Origin of the sequence: Novosphingobium sp. CCH12-A3, from assembly GCF_001556015.1 — a bacterium.
Lineage (GTDB): Bacteria > Pseudomonadota > Alphaproteobacteria > Sphingomonadales > Sphingomonadaceae > Novosphingobium > Novosphingobium subterraneum.
In genome coordinates this window covers 15,801-37,057 of sequence record NZ_LSIA01000214.1, presented here as the reverse complement: position 1 = coordinate 37,057, position 21,257 = coordinate 15,801, and the positions used below count along the sequence as shown (strand labels likewise).

The 21,257-nt window shown below is 62.0% G+C and carries 13 protein-coding genes and 2 pseudogenes; 8 read left to right on the top strand and 7 right to left on the bottom strand.

Features of this window, described 5'->3' with window-relative positions:
- Nucleotides 1-97 precede the first annotated feature (97 nt).
- On the top strand, nt 98-376 hold the full coding sequence (locus tag AX703_RS16565; RefSeq protein ID WP_062345638.1) for a creatininase family protein: 279 nt from the start codon (nt 98-100) through the stop codon (nt 374-376).
- 228 nt (nt 377-604) lie between these two features.
- Here the strand turns inward: AX703_RS16565 and AX703_RS16560 are convergent.
- Nucleotides 605-1,527, bottom strand: a pseudogene (locus AX703_RS16560) (IS110 family transposase).
- Between the two features lie 1,258 nt (nt 1,528-2,785).
- On the opposite strand from AX703_RS16560, the gene AX703_RS16550 reads away from it, so the two are divergent.
- From AX703_RS16550 to AX703_RS16530, 5 genes are all read left to right on the top strand, one after another.
- A complete protein-coding gene (locus tag AX703_RS16550; protein ID WP_082734651.1) occupies nt 2,786-3,466 on the top strand; it encodes a response regulator transcription factor in 681 nt (226 codons plus the stop codon).
- A 56-nt stretch (nt 3,467-3,522) separates the two neighbouring features.
- The gene (locus AX703_RS16545; protein ID WP_197423744.1) at nt 3,523-4,893 is read left to right on the top strand and encodes a HAMP domain-containing sensor histidine kinase; all 1,371 of its coding nucleotides are present in this window, start codon (nt 3,523-3,525) and stop codon (nt 4,891-4,893) included.
- Between the two features lie 632 nt (nt 4,894-5,525).
- Entirely contained in the window at nt 5,526-8,114 is a 2,589-nt protein-coding gene (locus tag AX703_RS16540; protein WP_156452099.1) for a TonB-dependent receptor, read from the top strand.
- Between the two features lie 65 nt (nt 8,115-8,179).
- Entirely contained in the window at nt 8,180-12,802 is a 4,623-nt protein-coding gene (locus AX703_RS16535; RefSeq protein ID WP_062345627.1) for an AMP-binding protein, read from the top strand.
- A gap of 7 nt (nt 12,803-12,809) precedes the next feature.
- Nucleotides 12,810-13,595, top strand: a complete 786-nt coding sequence (locus AX703_RS16530) for a 4'-phosphopantetheinyl transferase superfamily protein (RefSeq protein WP_062345625.1) — start codon at nt 12,810-12,812, stop codon at nt 13,593-13,595.
- A gap of 157 nt (nt 13,596-13,752) precedes the next feature.
- On the opposite strand, the gene AX703_RS16525 is transcribed toward AX703_RS16530, so the two are convergent.
- The 6 genes from AX703_RS16525 to AX703_RS27470 all read right to left on the bottom strand — a co-directional run bounded on the left by AX703_RS16525 (nt 13,753) and on the right by AX703_RS27470 (nt 18,786).
- Nucleotides 13,753-15,825: a recombinase family protein gene (locus AX703_RS16525; RefSeq protein ID WP_062345623.1), complete on the bottom strand. Its 2,073-nt coding sequence runs from the start codon at nt 15,823-15,825 to the stop codon at nt 13,753-13,755.
- A complete protein-coding gene (locus AX703_RS16520; protein WP_062345622.1) occupies nt 15,815-16,012 on the bottom strand; it encodes a hypothetical protein in 198 nt (65 codons plus the stop codon). Before AX703_RS16520 ends, AX703_RS16525 begins: the two co-directional genes overlap by 11 nt.
- Nucleotides 16,013-17,120: 1,108 nt before the next feature.
- Nucleotides 17,121-17,603, bottom strand: coding sequence for a bacterioferritin (gene bfr / locus AX703_RS16515; protein ID WP_062345619.1), 483 nt, complete (start codon nt 17,601-17,603; stop codon nt 17,121-17,123).
- Nucleotides 17,604-17,685: 82 nt separating this feature from the next.
- Nucleotides 17,686-17,859, bottom strand: coding sequence for a bacterioferritin-associated ferredoxin (locus AX703_RS16510; RefSeq protein ID WP_062345617.1), 174 nt, complete (start codon nt 17,857-17,859; stop codon nt 17,686-17,688).
- 66 nt (nt 17,860-17,925) lie between these two features.
- On the bottom strand, nt 17,926-18,147 hold the full coding sequence (locus tag AX703_RS16505; protein ID WP_062345615.1) for a DUF1289 domain-containing protein: 222 nt from the start codon (nt 18,145-18,147) through the stop codon (nt 17,926-17,928).
- Nucleotides 18,148-18,282: 135 nt separating this feature from the next.
- The gene (locus AX703_RS27470; RefSeq protein ID WP_156452098.1) at nt 18,283-18,786 is read right to left on the bottom strand and encodes a hypothetical protein; all 504 of its coding nucleotides are present in this window, start codon (nt 18,784-18,786) and stop codon (nt 18,283-18,285) included.
- 203 nt (nt 18,787-18,989) lie between these two features.
- Between AX703_RS27470 and AX703_RS28700 the strand changes: the two are divergent.
- Nucleotides 18,990-19,565, top strand: a pseudogene (locus tag AX703_RS28700) (TonB-dependent receptor plug domain-containing protein); the annotation flags it as partial.
- A gap of 21 nt (nt 19,566-19,586) precedes the next feature.
- On the top strand, nt 19,587-21,224 hold the full coding sequence (locus AX703_RS16500; RefSeq protein ID WP_231735584.1) for a TonB-dependent receptor domain-containing protein: 1,638 nt from the start codon (nt 19,587-19,589) through the stop codon (nt 21,222-21,224).
- The last annotated feature ends 33 nt before the right edge of the window (nt 21,225-21,257 follow it).

Here is a 21,257-nt window from a genome sequence, read left to right as displayed (position 1 = left end):
CTGACACCCCCAAGTTCGAGAATTTCCATGCTGCTGCAATTGTCGTCCTGGCCTGAAATCGAAGCCTTTCTGGAGCGTTCGCGGGCCATCAACCTTCATGGGCGCGATCGGTGACTGGGTGCGTTCGCTTACCCATCACGGCCTTGAGCGCATTTATTTCCTGAATGGTCACGGCGGCAATATCGCAACGATTGAGGCGGCTTTCTCGGAACTCTACGCCGAAGCCAGCTTGGCCGGACGGCCGCGTGGCTTTGCGCTGAAGCTGACGAACTGGTGGGATTTGGCCGGTGTATTGGAACTGGTGCAGCGCCAGTTTCCCGTCGGTCACCTTGAGAGGCGCTGTCATGTCTGGACGGCGCCCTGCGATCAAGGATGATATTTGGTAATCTGACGTCATCGGGTGCGGTCATGTCACCGGCCTTTGCGTGTGGGTGATTACCCACTGGCCCTGATGGTTATCCGCTGATCTGCTGGCCCCGATCAAAGCATCGCGCTCATTGGCGCAGACAGCACCACAGGCTTGGCAGATTATGTCCGGTTGTGTCGCATCACCTCGTGGTCACCCGAGATTTCTGAGCGTTGCTATCACCTGGTCCGTGGTCGTTTAGGCGGCGGCATTGCGATAGGCTGCATTGGTTGTCATGACCGCATAGGCGATGCGGGCAAGCTTGTTGGCGACCGCTATGGCGACCAGTTTGAACGGCTTGGCCGCCATCAGTTTGTCCGCCCAGCACCGCAGTGGATCGGCATGCCGTGCGCGATGGTAGAGTACGGCGTGTGCCCCCACGACCAGCAGCTTTCTCAGATAGCCATTGCCCATCTTGGAGACACGGCCGAGTCGGGGTTTGCCGCCCGATGAGTTCTGGCGCGGGACGAGCCCGAGGAAAGCGGCGAACTGCCGTGGTCCTGAGAAGTCGGAGGGATCGCCCACGCTGGCGACCAATGCCGATGCCGTGACCGGACCAATCCCCGGGATCGACGTCAGCGTGCTCGCAACCGGATCGGCCTTGGCCAGTTTGGCTATGGTGGTATCCGCCAGCTTGATTTCGGCATCGAGCCGGTCGAGTTGGTTCACCAGCGGCAACAGCGCTGCAGCTACTGCCGGCGGAATGGATGCATCGCGTTCGCGCAAGAGGTTCGCGAGTGCGTGGGCATGGCTTGGCCCCTGTGCGGCGATGATCCCTATCTCGGCCAGGTGACCACGCAGGCTGTTGAGGATCTGAGTGCGCTGGCGGACCAGCGTCTCGCGCACCTTGTGGTGCATCAGCACCGCCTGGTTGTCGACCGAGCGGATCTTCACGAATCGCATCGAGGGACGCGTCACCGCCTTGCAGATTGCCGCCGCATCAGCCGGACATCGTGTCCCAGCGCCGTAAGTTCGCGGCCCCAGTGATGTGCCGAGCTGCACGCTTCCACCCCGACCCGGCAGGCTGGTAGCGCTGCGAAGAAGGCAAGAAGGTCGCGGCGGCGAACCTCTCTGGTCACCAGCACCTTGCCCTCATCATCAACCGCGTGGATGAAGAACACGTGCTTGGCCAGGTCGAGGCTAACCGTGGTGACAGACGAAAGATCAATGGCTACTTTACCCATGGACGGTGCTCCTGCGCTGATCGCCTCGACAACGACAGCAGACTGGCAGGCGGTTATTCCGAATCAACCGCCAAACAGAGCGCCGTCCACACCATCAAAGCAACTGCCGTGATGCCGATGAGATCGGGCGTGGGGTAGGGCAGAGGGATGCCTCGCCCTCGAAAACCGGCTGCCTGTTAATGCGCAGACGGCGTTAACGGGAGGCGACTGTGAGCATTGGTACCACCGGAGGCTGGATTGCCTCGCCGGGCTGGGGCCGGGAGACGAAGCGCTGGTGACGCCGGAAATTTCGGCCACTTTGGCGCAGGCGCGCGACGTCATCGCCTATATCCTTATGCCAGCGCCGACATCAATCACCCACTATGTCGATTAATGTTGAAGTTTCATTCCGTCAGCGTCTCGTCAGCAACTTCGACTATGGTGCTCCTTAACAAGTAGTCAGACCACCAGATCGGGAATAAAATCTTGGAATTTCAGAATTTTTGTATGACGGTGGCATGTGATGTGCGGTCACCGTTGACCTAGGATGCCTTCGCCCGTTCTGATGCGGCTGTTGCAATACCTCCTGCAACCTTTGCCAAGGCTCAGATCCAAAGGTCGATGCCAGTGTCTGAAAGTTCGTAGATGTCGAAAAAGATTGTGACCAGTGCAGTCGAAGCGGAACCCTCGGCTAAACTCGGGAGAATGGTCTACGCGCCGCCGCGGCTTATAAAGCTTGAGCCGGGCACCGCAGAATATGAGCGCGCGAAGGCCGCCCTCGAGTTGTCTGGGGAAATCGGACACATCGCATCAGGCGATCCAAAGGCCTCGCGCTGACAGACCTCTGGCAGTCAATGGCGGTGGGCCAACTGAACTGATGCGGTGGATGCCCCCTTCGCCCTGCATCGTATGATCCTGATCCGAGCCATGACGGCATGCGCTAAGGAGTAGCATGCCATTCGAACTATATACCGGCCTGTGCCGTCAATAGCCACATTCAGAGGCCTGGCACGCGACCGATGAAGCGCTGCGCCGAGAAAAGTCAGAAAATCACCCTACCAACCAAGGGGCATCAACACGCGACACGGATATTGACGCCGGATCAGCGTCGTTAATTGCAGGGCGGTGGCTGCACATTGTGGCTTGATCCGGCATTGGGCGCTATAGGGCGCCATCGAGTGCGTGCGGTTTGCCCGAAAAATGGTCATCGTGAGCTATGCGATTATTGATTATCGAGGATAGCGAACGCCTGGCGGCGCTCATGGCCAAGATTCTGACGGACAGCGGGCATGTCGTAGATGTTGCGGAAAACCTGGATATGGCGCACACCTCGATCAAGACCGTAGAGTACGATGTGGTGATACTTGATCTGTCACTGCCCGATGGGGACGGTCGGGAGGTTCTCGACAACTTACGACAAAACAAGCACAATGCGCTTGTACTTGTCGCGACCGCTCGAGGCGATGTCTTCAGTCGTGTCCAGGCCCTCGACGCCGGTGCTGATGACTATATTGTCAAACCCGTGGACGGAGATGAACTCATCGCTCGCGTTCGAGCGTTGAGCCGTCGCGCGCGACAGATCCAATCCGAGCAGCTGACATTCGGCAATGTCTGCTTGGACCAGGTGTCGCTCACGCTGACGGTCGGAGGCCGCCTGGTTTCCATTTCGCCGCGCGAGCTGAGCGCGCTATCAGCGCTCATGAAATGTCAGGGACGCGTATTGCGCCGGGAGAAGCTCGAACAGGCCATCTACGCCTTTGATGATGAAGTAACCGACAATGCGATCGAGGCGACGATTTCGCGCCTGCGGCGCAGATTGGATTCATTGGCGGCAACCATCGAAATCGTAGCGATGCGAGGCATCGGGTATGTGCTCACCGAGCGTGCAGCGTGCTAGAATCCGCAAACGATTCGTTGTCGCGCATTCTGGCACGCCGCATGGCTGCTACGTCCGTGGCAGTGCTTCTGTTGCTCGCGTTGGCATTTTCTATTCAGGAGATGGTCAATGATCGGCACCTTCGCGAAGCCACGCTGAACGCAAACGCAGTTGCCATCGCCGCGACCTTGGACAGTGGCAACAATCCAGCGCTTCTCCGTCCGTATCGCGATTATCCCAAGGCCTACGGGTTTCGGGTTTTCGATCATCGCACGCTTGCAAAACGCCATGTTCTGGCGTCGGCGAACACCCGCTGGTTCCCTGCCGTCCAATCGCCAATGGCGAGCGCCGACGACCCAGACGACGTACGCGATTCCATTACGGGAAGCACGACACTGGTCGAAGGTTTCTCGCTGGTTCGCGCGCACCCAGACCACGGTCGTAGCGCATCCGCTATCGCCTTGTTGACTCGGCGTGTCGCCTTCGCTGATCGGCACTATTGGGTGCAGACCTATATGATCGGTGATCCGGCCTTTGCCTTCATCGGCGTGATTTTCGATGATCTTGTCAAACAAATCCTGATCCCCGCGCTGTTCATCATTCCGGCCCTGACCTTGGCGATCTTCCTGACTACTAGCGCTGCTCTACGCCCACTGCGCCGACTGTCCGACAGCGCGGATCACATCGGTACGGCCGTGGCTCGCGGGCAGGCACTTGTTCCCGTGCCTGAAAGTGGGATGGCCAAGGAATTCGCCAGCGTGGCTGCTACGATCAACACAATATTGGCGAAACTCGATCACTCGCTCCAATTGCAGAAGCAATTCACGTCGGACGTCGCACATGAGTTGAGGACGCCGCTGGCAGTTCTGCTGCTCGAAATATCCCAGTTGCCGCCAGGAGCGGCGCGCGACCGGGTCAAAACCGACCTGAAGGAGCTCAGTCATCTGGTCGATGAACTGCTGCGCTTTGCACAAGCTGAAGACGTGATGGCGAGCGAGGTTGGCAAGCTCGACATAGTGGCGGTCACGCGGAAGGTAGTGGAAGAGGCGGTCCCCGAAGCGCTTGCCAAACGGCAGATGCTTGAGCTGAACAGCACGATTGAGTCCCTGATCGTATCCGGCAACAATTCGCTGCTCAAAATCGCGATCCGCAATCTGATTGGCAACGCCATCAAATATGCCCCATCCAGGACCCTGGTTTCCGTTGCGATCGAGCCGGGGCCGTTGGTGGTCGTTGACGATTGCGGGCCAGGCATTCCCCCGGAACATCGAGACCATGTGTTCGAACGGTTCTGGCGGATGGATCGTCAGTCGGGCACCGGCACCGGGGTGGGCTTGGCCTTGGTGCGGCGTATCGCTCAGTTGCATGACGGCAGCGTACACACGGAGGAACGGCCAGGCGGCGGGACGCGAATGATCCTGAGCCTTGCCGGTTCGTCATGCAAGTAAGGTCTGGGCCGTTGGGAAGGGCTCCTGCGTGCGCGGTCGATCATGATGTGCTGACTTGGCTGAATGGTCGCATTCGGGGATAAGACGAGCGCGCAGGAAGTACCGCGCCGATTTCGTCGGAATGTTCTGCAACGAGGACAGCAGCACACGCATCATCTACCTCGTTCTGCTTGAGCAGAGCGATGAGTGGCAACTTGCGCACTGGTTCACGTAAGTCGAGGGCATCGACGCCCTTGCCACATCAATCAGGTTAGCGGTTACCGATTGCACTCTCGACCGCCATCCGGATGGCGCTCGGTGACCAACCCCGCCATTGCACCTCATTTTCGGACATGACGTGCCAATCGTCGGTAACGTCGGCCGATGTCGAAGTTTCGAGCCGTCAGCGTGTCATCAGCAAGATCGGCTACGGTGCTAACCAACAAGCAGTCAGAATGCCTGATCGGGCGTCGAATGGCTCAAATCGTCGAGTTTTTGTTGGGTTCGGTTGTCGCCAGCAGTGAGCAGTCAATGCTGGTCAAAGGGGCGTTCAATGACACCTGGTGTCGCAAAGAGGTCCGCCGACAGTGACGCGCCCGTTCGGAATTGAAATGAAACATTGGTTGATTGCAGTCCCGCTCCTCGCAGGAGCGGTGCCTCAGCCCCTGCTGGCCCAACAGGACGAGCACGGCAGTGCGCCGCCTGACCTTCCGGCGGCACGGAGCGATGCGCCATCGCCGCAAGATGATGACACCAGCGAAGGTGAGGAATCCGATATTGTCGTGACCGGCCATCAGGCCCCGCGCGGAGCCGCGGTCGGTGACGTCCTGCCCGACGTGCAGTTCTCCCGTGCGACCATTCGCGCGCTGGGCATCAATTCGGTGCCGGAATTGCTGCAGGAGCTTGCGCCGCAGATCCGCAGTTCGCAGGGCAGGGGCGGAGAGCCGACCGTCATTCTGCTCAACGGACGCCGCACCTCGGGATATGCCGAAGTGCGGGACATTCCCGCCGAGGCCATTTCCCGCGCCGAAATCCTGCCCGAGGAAGTCGCGCTCAAGTACGGCTATCCGGCCGATCAGCGCGTGGTCAACATCGTGCTGCGCAGGCGCTTCCACGCGCTGATCGGTGAGGTGGGTGACCGCTTTTCCACCGATGGAGGAAGAAACGCCGTCGATCCGAGCCTGACTTATCTTGAAATCGACCATGACCGCCGGGTGAACATTGCCCTGCAGTATCAGCACGCTGACGATCTGCTGGAAAACGAACGGCATCTGGGTGCATTCGCGCCGCGCCGCCCTTATGACATGGTAGGCAACATCACCGCACTTACCCCGTCGGGCGAGATTGATCCCGCACTTAGTGCGCTGGCCGGGCAGACTGTGACCATCGCCGGGGCACCCGCCTTCGCCGCTAGTCGCCCGCTTGTGCTGGGCGACCTTGTTGCTGGCGCCAACAGGGCGAACGTGACCGACACGACGCCGTTTCGTACGCTGCTGCCGTCTGACGAACGCGGCTCGATCAATGCGTCCTACAGCCGCAACGTCTTCGGTGGTGTCGCCGCCACGATCAATGGCCGGCTGGAGGTGAGCAACGACGTGTCGCTGCTAGGCCTGCCGAAAGTGAAGCTGGCCCTGCCCGCCGGTTCCCCCTTCTCGCCGTTCGTGACCGATGTCGCCGTCTATCGCTATGCCGACAGCACCGCGCCGCTCATCCGGTACACCAAAGACCTGGACGGGCATCTTGGCCTGCTGCTGAACAGCCATTCCGGTTCATGGCAGTGGTCGTTCTCGGGAGCCTACGATCACGTCGAGCAACGGACCCGGACCGAAGGCGGGATCGACCAGACGGCCATCGACGCCGCGCTGCAGGCCCACGATCCGACGGTGAACCCTTTCGGTGCGTTCGGCGGCAATCTCCTGATAGCGAAGCAAGCGGATACCACCCACCTCACAAGCAATGCGGGTGGGTTCGATGCGCTGCTGAACGGCTCGCCGCTACATCTTCCCGCTGGCAAGATGCTGGCCAGCCTGCGCGTGGGTGCGAAATGGTCGGCGGTAAGCGGGCAATCGGTTCGCTCCGGGGTGTCGCGGGGCAGCGCGGCCTCGCGCAGCGACGTGAGCGGGCATCTCAGCATCGACATCCCGATCGCCAGCCGCCGCAACCATGTGCTTGCGGCGCTGGGAAATTTGTCGCTGAACGGCAACCTGGCCGTCCACCGGCTTTCGGATTTCGGCGCGCAGACGACCTTCGGTTATGGCTTGGTCTGGTCGCCGGTCCCGCCGCTCAGGATTATCGCCTCGATGGTCGATGAGGACGGCGCGCCCTCACTGGTGCAGATCGGCGCGCCCACCCTGACGACTCCCGATGCCCGCACCTTTGATTTCGTGCAGGGCGAAACAGTCGAGGCGTCGCGCATTGAGGGCGGCAATGCGTCGCTCGTCGGCGATAACCGCCGCGTGCTCAAGTTCGGCGCCACTTGGAAGCCGGGCTGGGGCAAGGGGTTGTCGCTCACGGCCAACTACGTCCACGCCCGGATGCGGAACGCCATCGCCTCGCTCGCGGTCACGCCGGCGCTCGAAGCCGCGTTCCCCGACCGCTTCGTGCGCGACGCGGGCGGCAACCTGATCCGTTTCGATGTCCGCCCGGTGAATGTCAGGAGCGACACCCGCGAGGAACTGCGCTGGGGCGTCAACTGGCTGAAAGTCCTCGGCGTCGCCGGCCAGTCGGGCGGCGGCGTGCCGGGACTGCGGAAGAACGCGAACCGCCTGTCGTTCGCGTTCTACCATACCTGGCACCTGCGACACGACGTGCTGCTGCGCGATGGCCTGCCGGTGCTCGATCTCCTCAACGGCGATACCATGGCGATGACCGGGGGTGATCCGCGCCACGAAATCGAGGCGCAGGCGGGCTTTGCCAGCAACGGGATCGGCCTGCGGCTATCGGCCGACTGGCGCGGCGCGACCACGGTAAGGGGTGTGTCGGGCGTTAGTGGGACGGGCCTCTCGTTCTCCGCCCTCACGAGGGTCAACCTGCGGCTGTTCGCCAATCTCGGCCAGCAGCAGGCGCTGGCGCGCACGCACGCGTGGCTGGAGGGGGTAAAGCTGACCGCGACGGTCGAGAACATCTTCAACGCCCGGCCCCGCGTCGCCAACGCGCTGGGCGCGACGCCCTACGTCTACCAGTCGGCGCTGCTTGACCCACTGGGCCGGACCATCCGGTTCAGTATCCGCAAGACCTTCTGACGATCGCCCACACAATTCCGGATCAACTAGCGCCTCGGCGCCCAGCGAATTGAAGGACAGATAGCGTGTATCAGACCAAAATCACGCACCCGACCTATGCCGAACCGCCGTTGGCAGACAGGCTCCGGGGGTGGACCGAGGCCTGGAAGCGCGGCGAGGCACTTGGCCAGCGGATCGAGCGCGAACTGGAGTTCTCCACGCTGCTGGACATCCTGCCCAATTGCGGTTCCCTGCGCGCGCTGGCGGGGACGACTGGGCGTGGCCTGCATTCGCTGTCGTTCGCTCGGCTCTACGATTTCCTGGACGACGGGGCGCCATTCCGGAATCTGACGCTGCGCCCGGGCGACCGCTGCGCGATTGCGATTCCGGAGGGGCCGGAACTGGCGGTATGCCTTCTGGCGATCGGTATGCGCTGCACTGTGGTGCCGATGAACCCATGGAACCCCGAGGGTGAAATCGCTGCCGACCTTTCCGAAACCGGCGCAAAAGCGGTGATCGTGCCGGTGGGTGAGGATTTCGACCACATAAGGCGTGCGGCGCGCGCGTGCGGCGCCGCCATCATCGACCTTGCCCGGCATCCGGAAGAGACCGGCTTGTTCCAACTTGGCGGCGATGCGCTTTGCGGCATCGGCAATGGCAGACGGTTCAACGGCCCGGACGACATCGCGCTGGAACTGTTCACGTCGGGAACGTCAGGGCGCAAGAAGCTTGTGCCTGTCCGCCTGCGCGACCTGTGCGTGGGCGCGGCCTGTATCGCGGCCGCGCTGGAACTGGGGCCAGAGGACCGCGGCTATAACATGATGCCGCTATTCCACGTCGGCGGCATCATCCGCAATCTCTACGCCCCCCTGCTGGCGGGCAGCGGGATGATCAATTCCGACGGCTTCGACGCGGCGATGTTCTGGGACAGACTGGACAGCGGGGCGGGCTTCAATTGGTACTACGCATCGCCGACAATGCATGACAGCATCCTGCTGGAAGGCGAGGGGCGCCCGGATTCGGCGCACAAGTTGCGGTTCATCTGCAACGCCGCAGGCGACCTGCTGCCATCAACGGCCGAGAAACTGCGCGCGCGGTTTGAAGCCACGATCCTGCCCGGCTATGGCATGACCGAATGTATGCCAATCGCCTGTCCCCCGCTCGACTACCGGCTCGAGCGCAGGGGCGCCAGCGGGCGCATCCTCGGACCGGAAGTCAGCATACTCGACGATGTGGGCGCGGCTGCTCAGCCGGGCGTTGCCGGGCGCATCATGCTGCGCGGCGCACCGCTTGCACGCATCATCCAGGATACACCGGCTTCGGGCGAACCTGCGATTCCGCCAGGCTGGTTCGACACCGGCGATATCGGTCGTCTGGACGAGGACGGATTCCTCTATATCGTCGGTCGCGGCAAGGACGTGATCAAGCGCGGCGGTGAAACGATTGCACCGGCGGAAATCGAGGACGTTCTGGTCGGCCATCCCGATGTCCTCGCTGCGCTGGCCTTTGCGGTTCCGCACCACCTGTTGGGTGAAACAGTGGGATGCGTGATCGTTCCACGATCGGGCCGGCGCGTCGATCTCGAAGCGCTCGCCCCGCATCTGTCGAGGCACCTCTCGCCGGCGAAGTGGCCGGTTCTGGCCGTCTACATGGACGACCTGCCGAAGAATGCCGCAGGCAAGCTGCTGCGCGTGCGCCTCGCTTCCCGCCTTGGCATCCTTGAAGTCGATGAGAAGGCGCCGGCGCGATCCCGACTCCTGACGGCACAATGCCCACCCAAGGGAACCCCCATCACCACGCCGATCGCGGCGGGCGGCGTGGAGATATCTTCCGCGCAGATCCAGGCGGCCATCCGTGCGGCCTGTCCCGACGTGACGGACGTGGCCATCCATATTTCCAGCGCCTGCGGCACGATCCGCGCAGCGATAGCGGACGCGAACATCGACGAAACGGCCCTGAAGGCCTGTCTTCATCACGCCATGCACGATTACCTCGTCCCGCGGTCCATGGTCCTGCTGGACGCCTTGCCCCGGCACCCGGTCTCGGGCGATGTCGACATGGCGCAGATCCAGGCGTTGCTGGACAGCCCCTGGCAGGGCGCGGATGCGCCATCCGACGAGGTCGAGGCCTTCATTCTCGACGAGTGGCGCAAATGCCTTGGCCAGGACCGCGAGGTCTTTCTCGACAGCGATTTCTTCGACGACCTTGGCGGGGATTCGCTCACGGCGGTGCGGATTATCGCCAATGTGCGCAAGCACTATGGCATTGCCCTGGCACCAACCTCGATCTTCCGCAACCGCACCATCCGCGAGCTGGCCAAAGCCGTGCACGCCGCGTTGGCCACGCTCGCCGCGGATACCGAAGCCGCGAGTGAGGCAGCGGGCGTCGAACACGAGGGGCCAGCCGCAAAATCGCAGGCAGCGTTGCCGACGCTCGTCATCCAACTCCTGCCGCTCGCCGTGTTGCCAACGGTGGTCCGCGTCAGCCAGTTCGCGTGCTGGATCTTTCTGTGGTGGTATATGCGCGCCGATCTGGGCCTGCGCGGCGCCTGGGTCATGTTCGCTGCGCTCGTCACGGCGGTTGCCTTGCGTAATACTGTGGGACCGCTTGTCGCGATCACGATCAAGTGGATGCTCGTCGGGCGCTATCGCACGGGCGCCGCGCCGTTGTGGGGCCATCGCTACCTGCGATGGTGGCTGGTGCGCCAGATCGCGGTCACCATGGGCCTTGGCGTGTTCTCCATGTCCTACCCGCTCACCGCGCTCTACTGTCGCTTGATGGGCGCCCGCGTGGGGCGGCGCACGCGCATTGCCCCCAGCGCAGATCTTGGCGAGTTCGATCTGCTGGCCATCGGCGACGATACCTGCATCGACGAATCCGCGATCGTGCGCCCGTTCGTGCTCGAAGGCGGTGCCATGGACATGAAGCCGATCACACTTGGCGCGAACGTGTCGGTCGGGACGCGCGCCACGATCGTGCCCGGCAGCGAGGTACCCGCCGATACCGAGATCGCACCACTGGGCACATCGGACAATCCCAAGGCGCGCAATCAAGGCACGCGCGGCCTTTCGCGCGCGCTGCTCTACGCTCCGCCACTTTGGCTCAAGGGGGTGGGGACAGCAATCAAGGGCGCCGTGATGCTGGCTGCATGGGTGCCGGTGGTACTGGTGATGCACCACTTCCTTACCGGGATCATGGTGACCGCGGGGCACCTCACGGGTCCGGTCGACTTGCTCGTGCGCATGTTCAATCCGCAACGCTTGATCGTCGCGGCGGCGCTACTGGTCACTTCCACACTCGTCACTCCGTTCCTCTATCTGGCCGGCGTGATCGCGGTGAAGTGGATCGTGATCGGGCGCTTCCGTGTCGAAACCGACGTTCATCGCCCGTGGCCGATGTTCGAGCGCTGGCTGATGTGGCAACTGCTCCCCGATGGGCGGTTCGGCGGCGTCGCGCAGCTTCTCGGCTCGAACTTCGCCGCGATCAGCGTGATCTACCGCCTGCTCGGCGCCAAGGTCGGCAAGCGCATCTACTGGCCCGGGTCGGGCAACGTCATCACCGAATACGACCTGTTCGAATGCGGTGATGACGTGACGTTCGGTTCTCGCTCAACCTATCTGATGACCAGCGTGGACGGCACGCGCCCGATCCGCATCGAGCCGGGCGCGAACGTCGCCGATCGCTGCGTACTGGCGCCAGGTGTGGTCGTTATGAGAAACGCAGTGTTCGGCTCGGGCACTTTCGCGCCCGAAGGCTTCGTTGCCCCAGCTGGCTCAACGTGGATCGGTCAGGACGGCCGCGACGCGCCCATCGAACTCGAAGCCGCCACGCCGCGCCGGGTGCAGGCGGAGACACTGCGCCCCTATGGCCGTGCCATGTACATGAACGAGGCGAACTATACTGTGTGGCCGCTGGGCGCGCACATTGCCTTCAACTTTGCGTGGGCCGCGCTGGGCGCGCTTTATCGCACCGCCCCGATGATCGGTGCGCTGCTCCTGACCAGAGCGGTGCTGATCGCCGAGGGGCCCGGTCTGCGCCACACGGCCGACATCCTGCTCTTGCTGGCGGGCTTCTACCTGCCGCTACAGCTTGCCAGCGCCTTCGGCGCGCTGGGGATCCTGGTGGCGACCAAGTGGCTGATCATCGGCCACCGGGCCGACGGGGAGCACTTCTGGACGCAATCTTCGTACTGCCAGCGCTGGAAGATCCACAGCGTAATATCATCGCTTACCAGCGGCTGGTTCGGTAACCGTGACGTGCTGGCGTTCCTTGAAGGCTCGGCGTTCCTCGTGTGGTATTTCCGGGCTGAGGGTGCGCGGATCGGGGCGAATGTCTGCCTTTACCCCAATGGCGCCGACCCGATGATGGAAGAACCGGACTTCCTCAACATTGGCGATGACGCGCGCATCGACCAGGCCGTGCTGATCGCGCACCTCAATACGCGCGGGGAATGGATGATGGGGCCGATCGAGATCGGACCGCGCGCCTGCCTGCGCACGGCTTCGCGGGTGATGATGATGAGCACGGTGGGCGAGCGGTCCACGCTGCTTGAGGGGACGCTTGTGCTTGCCGGTGATTCCAGTTCCTCATCGTCCACCTGGTACGGATGGCCGGGCGAGGCTGTCACGCCGGGCGCGCTGGCGCACCAGCGGGCGCCAATTGCGCCGACCGCGCAGGTCGGCCACCTGACGGCTTCCACGGCACCATGATCCTGTCATGAGGAACACGTTGCCCGCCCTGACGGACCTCCCGACGATCAGCCAAGGATCACATCCCGCGCCTGGTCCGCTCGATGTCGATGTGTGGCGCCACTATCACGGCGCGGGCATGGGGGACGAACGAATCGTGGCCCTGCTCGCACTGCTGTCTCCCGACGAGCACGAGCGCATGGCCTGCCTGCGCGATGACCGCCGCCGACGGAATTTCTTGGTGGGGCGGGCACTATGCCGCCATGTCCTATCGCGCTATGCGCCGGTCCGGCCCCAAGACTGGCGGTTTGGGCTGGGTAGTCGCGGCAAACCCTCGATCATTGCGCCGGTCCTGTCATCGCCGCTGTGGTTCAGTCTTTCCCATGCCGACGGGGTCAGCGTCTGTGCCGTCACCGGCGCCGGTCCCGAAATCGGCATCGACATCGAACGGAGCGCGTTGGGCCGTGACGCGCTGGAAGTCGCCGAGCAGTTCTTCCCGGATGCGGAAGTAGGCGCGCTGCGAGCCCTGTCGCCGGCAATGCGGGGCGAGGCGTTCATGCGGCTCTGGGCGCTCAAAGAGAGCATTGTCAAAGCCCGAGAAACAAGCCTTGGTGATGGTCTTTGCGGCACCGCCTTCGACCTTTCCCGGCTGGACGACATTGGCGTTGCCTTTGCCGAGTCCCTGCACGAACGAGAGAAGCCGTGGCAGTTCAGGCTGTTCCAGCTCGACAAGGGCCTGATCGTCGCACTGGCGCTGCATACGCACGCCACCGGACCGCTCAGACTGCACAGTGCAATATGCGTTCCACAGTAGCGGTTCTATCCACTCACGAATCTTGGAGCCGCGTCGGTTTGAGTGTCCGTCCTACGGACCGCCGGTCAGGACGCCCTATGCTGTTATGTAGGAGTGCATCACGCAGGATCGACGCGTGGCGACGGGACTACAATCCTGCTTCATAACACCCATCTCTCTATGTCATTGAAGTAAATAGGATTTGCTGATCGGGATGCGATCCTGTGGGGTATTTTGGATTTTGCCGCGCACGATCTACGATCTGATGGGCGGCTGATCCGCTCAGTTCGCCCCGGCTAAAGATCCATGGGCCTTCTGCCAGAGGGCGGATGCCTTCGATCTCACCGGCTTCGGCAGCGATCCGGAGGGTCCTTGGGGCCACACCGATAATGCGGGCTGCCTGGCTCAGGTTCAGCCATGGCGCATTGCCGTCAGTTGCCGCTCGGAACACCGGGATCCTGTGGTGCGATCTCAGCGCGGTAACCCGTTCGCGGGTCCAGCGGTTGCCGTGCCCTGTCCGAAGCCCATTCCGGTTGAGAATGCCTGCAATCAGATCGTCACCGGCAATGAGTACGAGTTGCCGCACGGCGGCAATGATGTCGGTGGAAGTACTGTTGCGCTGCCCTTTGCGGCGCCTCGGCAGCCGCAACTCGGTGTGGACGCCACCGGCCCAATGGATCAGCAGCGCGACCTCGGAAGCTTCGTCGTCGATGTCGGCGATCACCTCCTGGATAAGGGTGCGCACGATGCGCTTCTTCAGGCGCGCATCGGTCTGCGGGTCATCCCAGACGGCTTTGAGACCGGCGGCAAGGCCATCGATATCCTTCAGCGAGGTCGATTCTGGACGCGGAGTAGAGCTGTCGTGCGCGGTGATCCTGGCTTCCACCTCACCGACACGCGTGAGCGCCCGGTTCCATCGCGCCTCCAGTTCCGCTGCGACCAACCGGTTCTGCGGATCGGCGGCATCATATTGACGAAAGGCTCGATCGGCTTCGTAACGGGCGGCCTCGAGGTCGCGCGTCAGCGCGTCGCGGACCTGATCGCGACGACTGGCCGCCTGCGCTTCGGCCTCAACTGCTGCGGTGATCGCCCCAGGTTCAATAACCGGGATGAGCGCCTGCTCGATAGCATCGTCAACGCGCAATCCGCCGAACGCGATACAGCGCGGCTCACCGTTGTCGAGCAGGCCCCGCCAGCAGGAATATCGCGGGATATCATGCTTGGCGCCCGTGTAGCGCACGGTCAACTTGCGTCCGCACCGCCGGCAGCGGATGAGCCCAGCCAGCAGGGCATCGCCATGCTTGGGCGCTCCGTGATGCTGACTGGTGGGTGCGTTCTCGCTCACCATCTTGCGGATATCCTCCGATCGCTCCCAGCTGACATAGCCTTCATGCGAGCCGGGAATAAGTGCCAACCACTCGTCCCGTGACTTGCGAAGACTCCTCGACCGCATGGCGGTGCCATCATATCCGGTCGCAGCGCGGCTTTTGCCATAAGCATAGGCGCCGCCGTAAATCGGGTTCTCGATCATCCGGTGAATGGTTGCATAGCTCGGCCGGCGCCATACGACATCGCCGTTATTGCGCTTTGCGGGCAGATCCAGTCCATGCTCGATGAACCAGAGTAGCGCCTGCCGTGCACTGCCGAGTTCGGCCACCTTGTCAAATACGAGGGCAATGGCTTCCTGAACCCGGCGATCGGGATCCTTCTCGATCCGGTCGCCGACCTTCGCGAACCCGACCGGAGCCGCAACGATGAGCTCACCGCGCCGGGCCTTCTCGTAGCGGGCAGAGAGCGAACGCTGGCGCAGAAGATCCAGCTCATACTCGTTGAGGCTACCCTTCAGGCCGAGCAGCAACCGGTCATTGCCTTGGCGCGGGGCGTAAACGGTCTCCTGATCGATCAGCACCGTATCGACGACCCGGCACATCTCGATAAGCTGCTGCCAGTCACGACTGTTGCGGGCGAAGCGCGAGACTTCCCGTGCCGCCACCGCACCGACCTTGCCAAGGCAGACCTCAGCGACCATCCGGTCGAAACCAGCGCGCGCCACGCCGCCTGCTGCCGATCGGCCGAGATCATCGTCGACCGTCTCGATGCGCGACCAGCCCAGCGCGATGAGACGGTCGCGCATGGCATATTGCAGGGCGCTGCTCTCGCGGTTGTGAAGGACCTGATGGGCCGAGGACTGCCGCACATACAGGATCGCCTTGCGTTCAAGATGCTGCGGCCCGATTTTCTCAAAGATCATCGCGCGCCTCCCGCGGCTCGGCGACGGGATCGCCGTCGATGTGGTCGAGCAGAAGGCGCACGATTAGCGGTGTCAGCGTCTGACGGGTCTGCGAGGGCAGCGTCTGCCATCGCGGTGCATGCGCGATCCCCGGATCGCGCGGGCTGGGGAACAGATCGAGCTGCAACGTCATGGACTTGCTCGGCATTGAGGCCTCCCGAATACGAGTCGTGAGGGCCCGATGCTGCGCTTGAAAGTGATAAAGCCGAAACCGGCTTCGCTGCCCGCAATAGCCTGGCCAGCGCGCTCAATGCACCTATATCAACACGAGGCGCGGCACCGACGCCCACGATGGCGCAAACCGCGTGGTCGAACATCCACGCCGGAATCTCCAGCCACCTATCTGCCACTGCTCCCGCCTTGCTGCAGCGGAAAACTTCCGCCCCCGCGCGCTCAACGGCTTCATGAATGTGGACCTGACGCCCGGTCCAGGGATGCCATGGATAGAGAACTTCCCGAACTTCGGTTCCGTGGGCGTTGCGTCGCCGCGTTGTATAACGAGTGCCGTCCTCACACCTCCCTGGGCTGGCTTACGCCAGCCGAATTTGCTTCATCTGCCGGGGTTAACCCCGGCAGATGAAGGCCGGAGGCTCGCATAATACCCGGACACGAAACCGGGGGACCCTCAGAAGTGCCGGATCTCTCGTTCTGACCGGTGGCAAATCAGGGACAGGGTCAATGAATTCTTGCACTAACAATCAAACCGGACCACTCGGTGGGGGCCGATCATGCCGGTGGTCCAGAGAATGGTGTCGGATCAGTGTCGGATCACAAACCGGCAGACTCTCGTTATGACCGCGGGACCAGCGGGGGGCAGGTCAATCGCCCGCATCTACTTGATCAAAAATCTATGGATGCACCTGCCTTGAAGGTACGCAGGCTGCCCCTGCAGCAGCGCTGCCGAAAAATCGAAGGCCGGCGCCAAGTAACGCTCGCTGGCAACGTTATCGACGGTGCGGGGGCGTTATCGTCCGTCAGATCACACCACGGTTGCTTGTCGTTATCGAAGTAGAATGTGAGGTCGCGAACGTAACTGAAGGCAAGGCAGCAACTCGATTGGGCGTCGGCGCAACCTATCAGTTAATAGCCCAATTCGATTGCTGGCATCGGGTCGGCCTGCGTTTGAGGATGGCAGCGGCGAAACTGGTTTGCACACATTTCTGGCCCTGAGGCTAGATTTCTGGACCGGCCGCTTGCCTGTTATTGGCCAGATGCCACCAGAGACGCTCCAGCCCATTTTCCAGGACTAGGGGGCGTCACGACTCCTCGGAAGGTTTCGACTGAAGCTGAATGTAGTTTTCGATTCCCATGCGGGCAATCATATCGAACTGACGCTCGATCGTATCAACATGCTCCTCCTCGCTTTCGAGGATTTCCTTGAAGAGGTCGCGCGTCACATAGTCGCTAACCTGCTCGCAATGGGCGATCGCACTCTTGAGTTGTGGAATTGCGTCAATTTCAAGGTCGAGATCTGCTTTGAGAATTTCCTCGACTGTTTCACCAAGGCGCAAGCGACCCAGATCCTGAAAGTTGGGAAGGCCGTCGAGGAAAAGAATGCGATCAGCGATGCGATCGGCATGCTTCATTTCGTCAATCGATTCGCCATATTCGAACCTGGCAAGCCGTTCGATGCCCCAGTGCTTGAGCATCCGATAATGCAGGAAATACTGGTTGATGGCGGTCAGCTCGTTCTTGAGCGCCTCGTTAAGCAGGCCGATAACCCTGGTGTCGCCCTTCATTTCTTGTCTCCTGCTTGCGTGCACGAGACACTATAGCCATCCGGCAACTGGATGTCATCGGGTCTTGAGAATTAACAGGTGTCTACGCCGCTGCGCAGACCTCATCTTCGATGATCCGCTCTGCAAATGGCAGGCACTGATAGCAATTCGGGGTGCATCCAAGGGCTTCATAGACGTCGACGACATCCATTACGCCTCCCCGGGCGGCCTCGCGGATTTGTTGTTCGCGAATGAAATTGCAACTGCAGACGATCATCCGAATCTCCACACTTCGGAGACGACAGTTGCATTATTGCGAGTGAGACGCAATAAGGATTTTGCGTCAGTCGAACAGGAGCCGCCGGATGGTATTGCCAAAGGTCGGCTTCATGCGCTGAAGTCGTTTGGCAAGCTGCGGTAGAATGTGGTCCCGTTCCTGCTCTGACATGGTGGGCCAGGCGGTAATCTCCTCCCGCGTTCGCCCGCATCCCAGACAGTAACCCGAGCGCAAGCCGATCCGACAGACGGCTACGCAGGGTGATCTAAGGCTGATCGTGGCGTCCATGGCGGGATGATGCGTCAATCGCAAACGCCTCGCAATAGACAATGTCGGCAAACCGCGCCTCAGTTCGAGGGCAGATGAACGGCGCTCAAGTCGTTGATTCGTAGCAAAAATCTCAGGGACGTTCCCGCCCCGCTCTTAGGGTTGTTTCTGTCCCATGGTGCGGTATTCGACCTCTACGCGCGAGACTTCGCGTGCAGCGAGGCCGGGAAGAACTGCCCGGAAACTGGTGGATCCAGCATTGCGGAGGGTGGCTATCCGGTATCGAACATCTGTTTCATAGGGCGCGGCACCGTCTGCGCAAAATGCCGTTATATGAAGGACGTTGCCAAAGGCGTACGATCGAACGCCCCGCACGCGGCCAAAGCCGGATACGACTAGGCCCTTTCCGCTCTCGTGGACGTTCAGCCCGCGAAACTCAATGCGGCCGCCCTGAATGGCTGCAATAGGCACTGCCGAAGGTTGAGGTGTCGCGCATGCGGTCAGCAACAAGACAGCTGACGACATGATGAGTCGCGTCCGACCGCAAAGCAGGGAGAGGAAGAGTGCTTGGCGTCTGCCTTCGCGCATCATACCCCCATGCGCGCGCAGGTCGTCTGCGTGAAAATGCCCATTACCAAGAGCTGTGATGGTCGAGCGCATGCCCTTGCTGTGGCATTCTCGACATTGCGACGTGGTCGAAGAACGCGCGGGCATTGGATGAGAGGCTAAGGGGGCGATTAGCTTCCTGCCGCATTCTTCTGTCATTCGCCTGCCTTCCAAAATTCCCGCTTGACCGTCCGACTCTCTATCTGCGAAGACTTGCTAATGCGAATGCGTCGCAACTGCAAGTGAGGGAAGTAAAAATGGGGGCAGTCGGACGTGTAGGAAATTTGGTATCAAAGGGCTGCTCGCACTGGCAAAGGCCTGTCGATCAGGCGGCATGGCGTCACGCGCGCCCGGCCTGCGCGTCGCTGGCGTTGGCCCTTGCCATGCTGGCGGCTCCTGCACAGGCGCAGGACAATGACGGCTATTACTGGCTCGACCGGCTGAACCAGATCGTCGTGACAGCGACGCGAGCGCCGGTGAAAATTCAGGACGTGCCGGTTGTCGTTTCGGTCAAGACCGACGAGCAGATGGCCGACGAGATGGTCTCGGACATCAAAGATCTCGTCCGCTTCGAGCCCGGTATCAGTGTGCGCCAAGGGCCGAGCCGGTTCGGCGCCGCGCTGGGCGCCACCGGTCGCGCCGGAGCGGAAGGCTTCAACATCCGCGGTCTCGAAGGCAACCGCGTTCTCATCCAGGTTGATGGCGTGCGGGTTCCCGATGGGTTCGAGTTCGGCGCGCAATAGGCGGGACGCGGCAACTATGTCGATCTCGGCCTCGTCCAATCGGTCGAAATCCTGCGCGGTCCCGCTTCGGCACTTTATGGCAGCGACGGCCTGGCCGGTGCGATCTCCTTCGTGACAAGCGACCCGGCCGATCTGCTCAAGGGCGATGCCCATATCGGCGGGCGGCTCCGGGCCAGTTACGATTCTGCCGACAATGAATTTAGCGGGACGGCGATCGTCGCGGGCCGCAGTGGCGATCTCTCGGCCATGTTCGCCTATACCCGCCGCGACGGTCACGAATTCGACAATCAGGGCGCCAACGACGCGCCCAATTCGACGCGCACCACACCCAATCCGCAGGATACAAGATCCGATGCGCTGCTCGGCAAGATCGCGCTTGAGACCGGTCCGTCGAGCCGCCTGAGGCTGACCGGCGAATATCAGAAAGGGCTGGTCGACACCAATGTGCTGAGCGGCGTGGCACCCGTTGCCTCATCGGAGACCAGCGTGCTGGCGCTCAAGGCCCACGACACCACGACCCGCAAGCGTCTGGCGATCGACTGGAAGGAGGAGGCCGAAGGCGCGATCGATTTCATTCAGTTCACAGGCTACTGGCAGGATGGCGAGAACCGTCAGTTTACAGCGGAAGATCGCAATACCGCCCTCGACCGGACCCGGCTCAATGTCTTCAATAACCGCGCCTTCGGCGGTGCGGCCGATTTCCGGTCCGATTTTTCAACGGGTGCAATCCGTCATCAACTGGCCTGGGGTGTGGATGCGTCGGTGACGCGGCAGGAAGGTCTGCGCAGCGGCACAGTGCCGACCGCGCCCGACGTGTTCCCTACGCGCGCCTTCCCGGTCACCGACTTCACACTGGCTGGCGGTTACCTCTCTGATCGGATCGAGATCGCCGATGGGCGGGTGCAGATCTATCCCGCGATCCGCTTCGACCATTCCAGCCTCACCCCCAAGGATGACCCGCTGCTGCCGACCTTTGTGGCCGCCAAGCAAAGCGGTTCGCGCTTCTCGCCCAAGATCGGCGCGGTGGTGAAGCTGACGCCGGTGGTCAGCGTGTTTGCTAACTATGCCCATGGCTTCAAGGCGCCGGCACCAAGCCAGGTCATCCAGTTCTTCGAAAACCCGACCTCGCCGTTCGGGGCTTACCGGACGATCACCAATCCCGACCTCAAGCCCGAGACCAGCAAGACGATCGAGGGCGGTGTCCGAATGACCAGCGAGCATGTCGTCGCGAGCGTGACGGGCTTCTCCGGGCGCTTCAGCAATGTCATCAGCCAGGAAGTCATTCGCGGCACCGGATCGGCCGCCGATCCGATCATCTATCAGTATATCAACCTCGCCAAGGCGAAGATCGAAGGCGTTGAAGGCAAGCTCGAACTCGCCGCCGGCAATGGCCTGACGGGCCAGCTCGCCATTTCCTATGCCAAGGGCGACAGCGTCCGCAACGGCGTCTCGACGCCGCTCGCCACCATCGATCCACTCAAACTCGTCGTCGGGATCGGCTATCGCGACCGCGCCGACCGCTTCGGCGGCCAGCTCACGCTAACCCATTCCGCGCAGAAGGAAGAGGGCCGCGCCGCCGCGGGCAGCTATCGACCCGATACGTTCACGATCCTCGATCTGACCGCCTATGCCAAGGTCATCGACGGGCTGACGCTGCGCGCCGGCATCTTCAACATTCTCGCCAAGAAATACGCCTGGTGGAGTGATGTGCGCGGACTCTCCGGCACCTCGACCGAGACCGACGCCTAGACGCAGCCCGGTCGTAACGCGATCGTCTCGTTC

Bases quoted from the DNA above. Each gene is read 5' to 3' on its own strand.
- AX703_RS16565 (WP_062345638.1), top strand. From the start codon at position 98: ATGGGCGCGATCGGTGACTGGGTGCGTTCGCTTACCCATCACGGCCTT.
- AX703_RS16510 (WP_062345617.1), bottom strand. From the start codon at position 17,859: ATGATCGTCTGCAGTTGCAATTTCATTCGCGAACAACAAATCCGCGAG.
- AX703_RS16520 (WP_062345622.1), bottom strand. From the start codon at position 16,012: ATGCCGAGCAAGTCCATGACGTTGCAGCTCGATCTGTTCCCCAGCCCG.
- AX703_RS16505 (WP_062345615.1), bottom strand. From the start codon at position 18,147: ATGGACGCCACGATCAGCCTTAGATCACCCTGCGTAGCCGTCTGTCGG.
- AX703_RS16550 (WP_082734651.1), top strand. From the start codon at position 2,786: ATGCGATTATTGATTATCGAGGATAGCGAACGCCTGGCGGCGCTCATG.
- AX703_RS16530 (WP_062345625.1), top strand. From the start codon at position 12,810: ATGAGGAACACGTTGCCCGCCCTGACGGACCTCCCGACGATCAGCCAA.
- bfr (WP_062345619.1), bottom strand. From the start codon at position 17,603: ATGAAGGGCGACACCAGGGTTATCGGCCTGCTTAACGAGGCGCTCAAG.
- AX703_RS16525 (WP_062345623.1), bottom strand. From the start codon at position 15,825: ATGATCTTTGAGAAAATCGGGCCGCAGCATCTTGAACGCAAGGCGATC.
- AX703_RS27470 (WP_156452098.1), bottom strand. From the start codon at position 18,786: ATGCGCTCGACCATCACAGCTCTTGGTAATGGGCATTTTCACGCAGAC.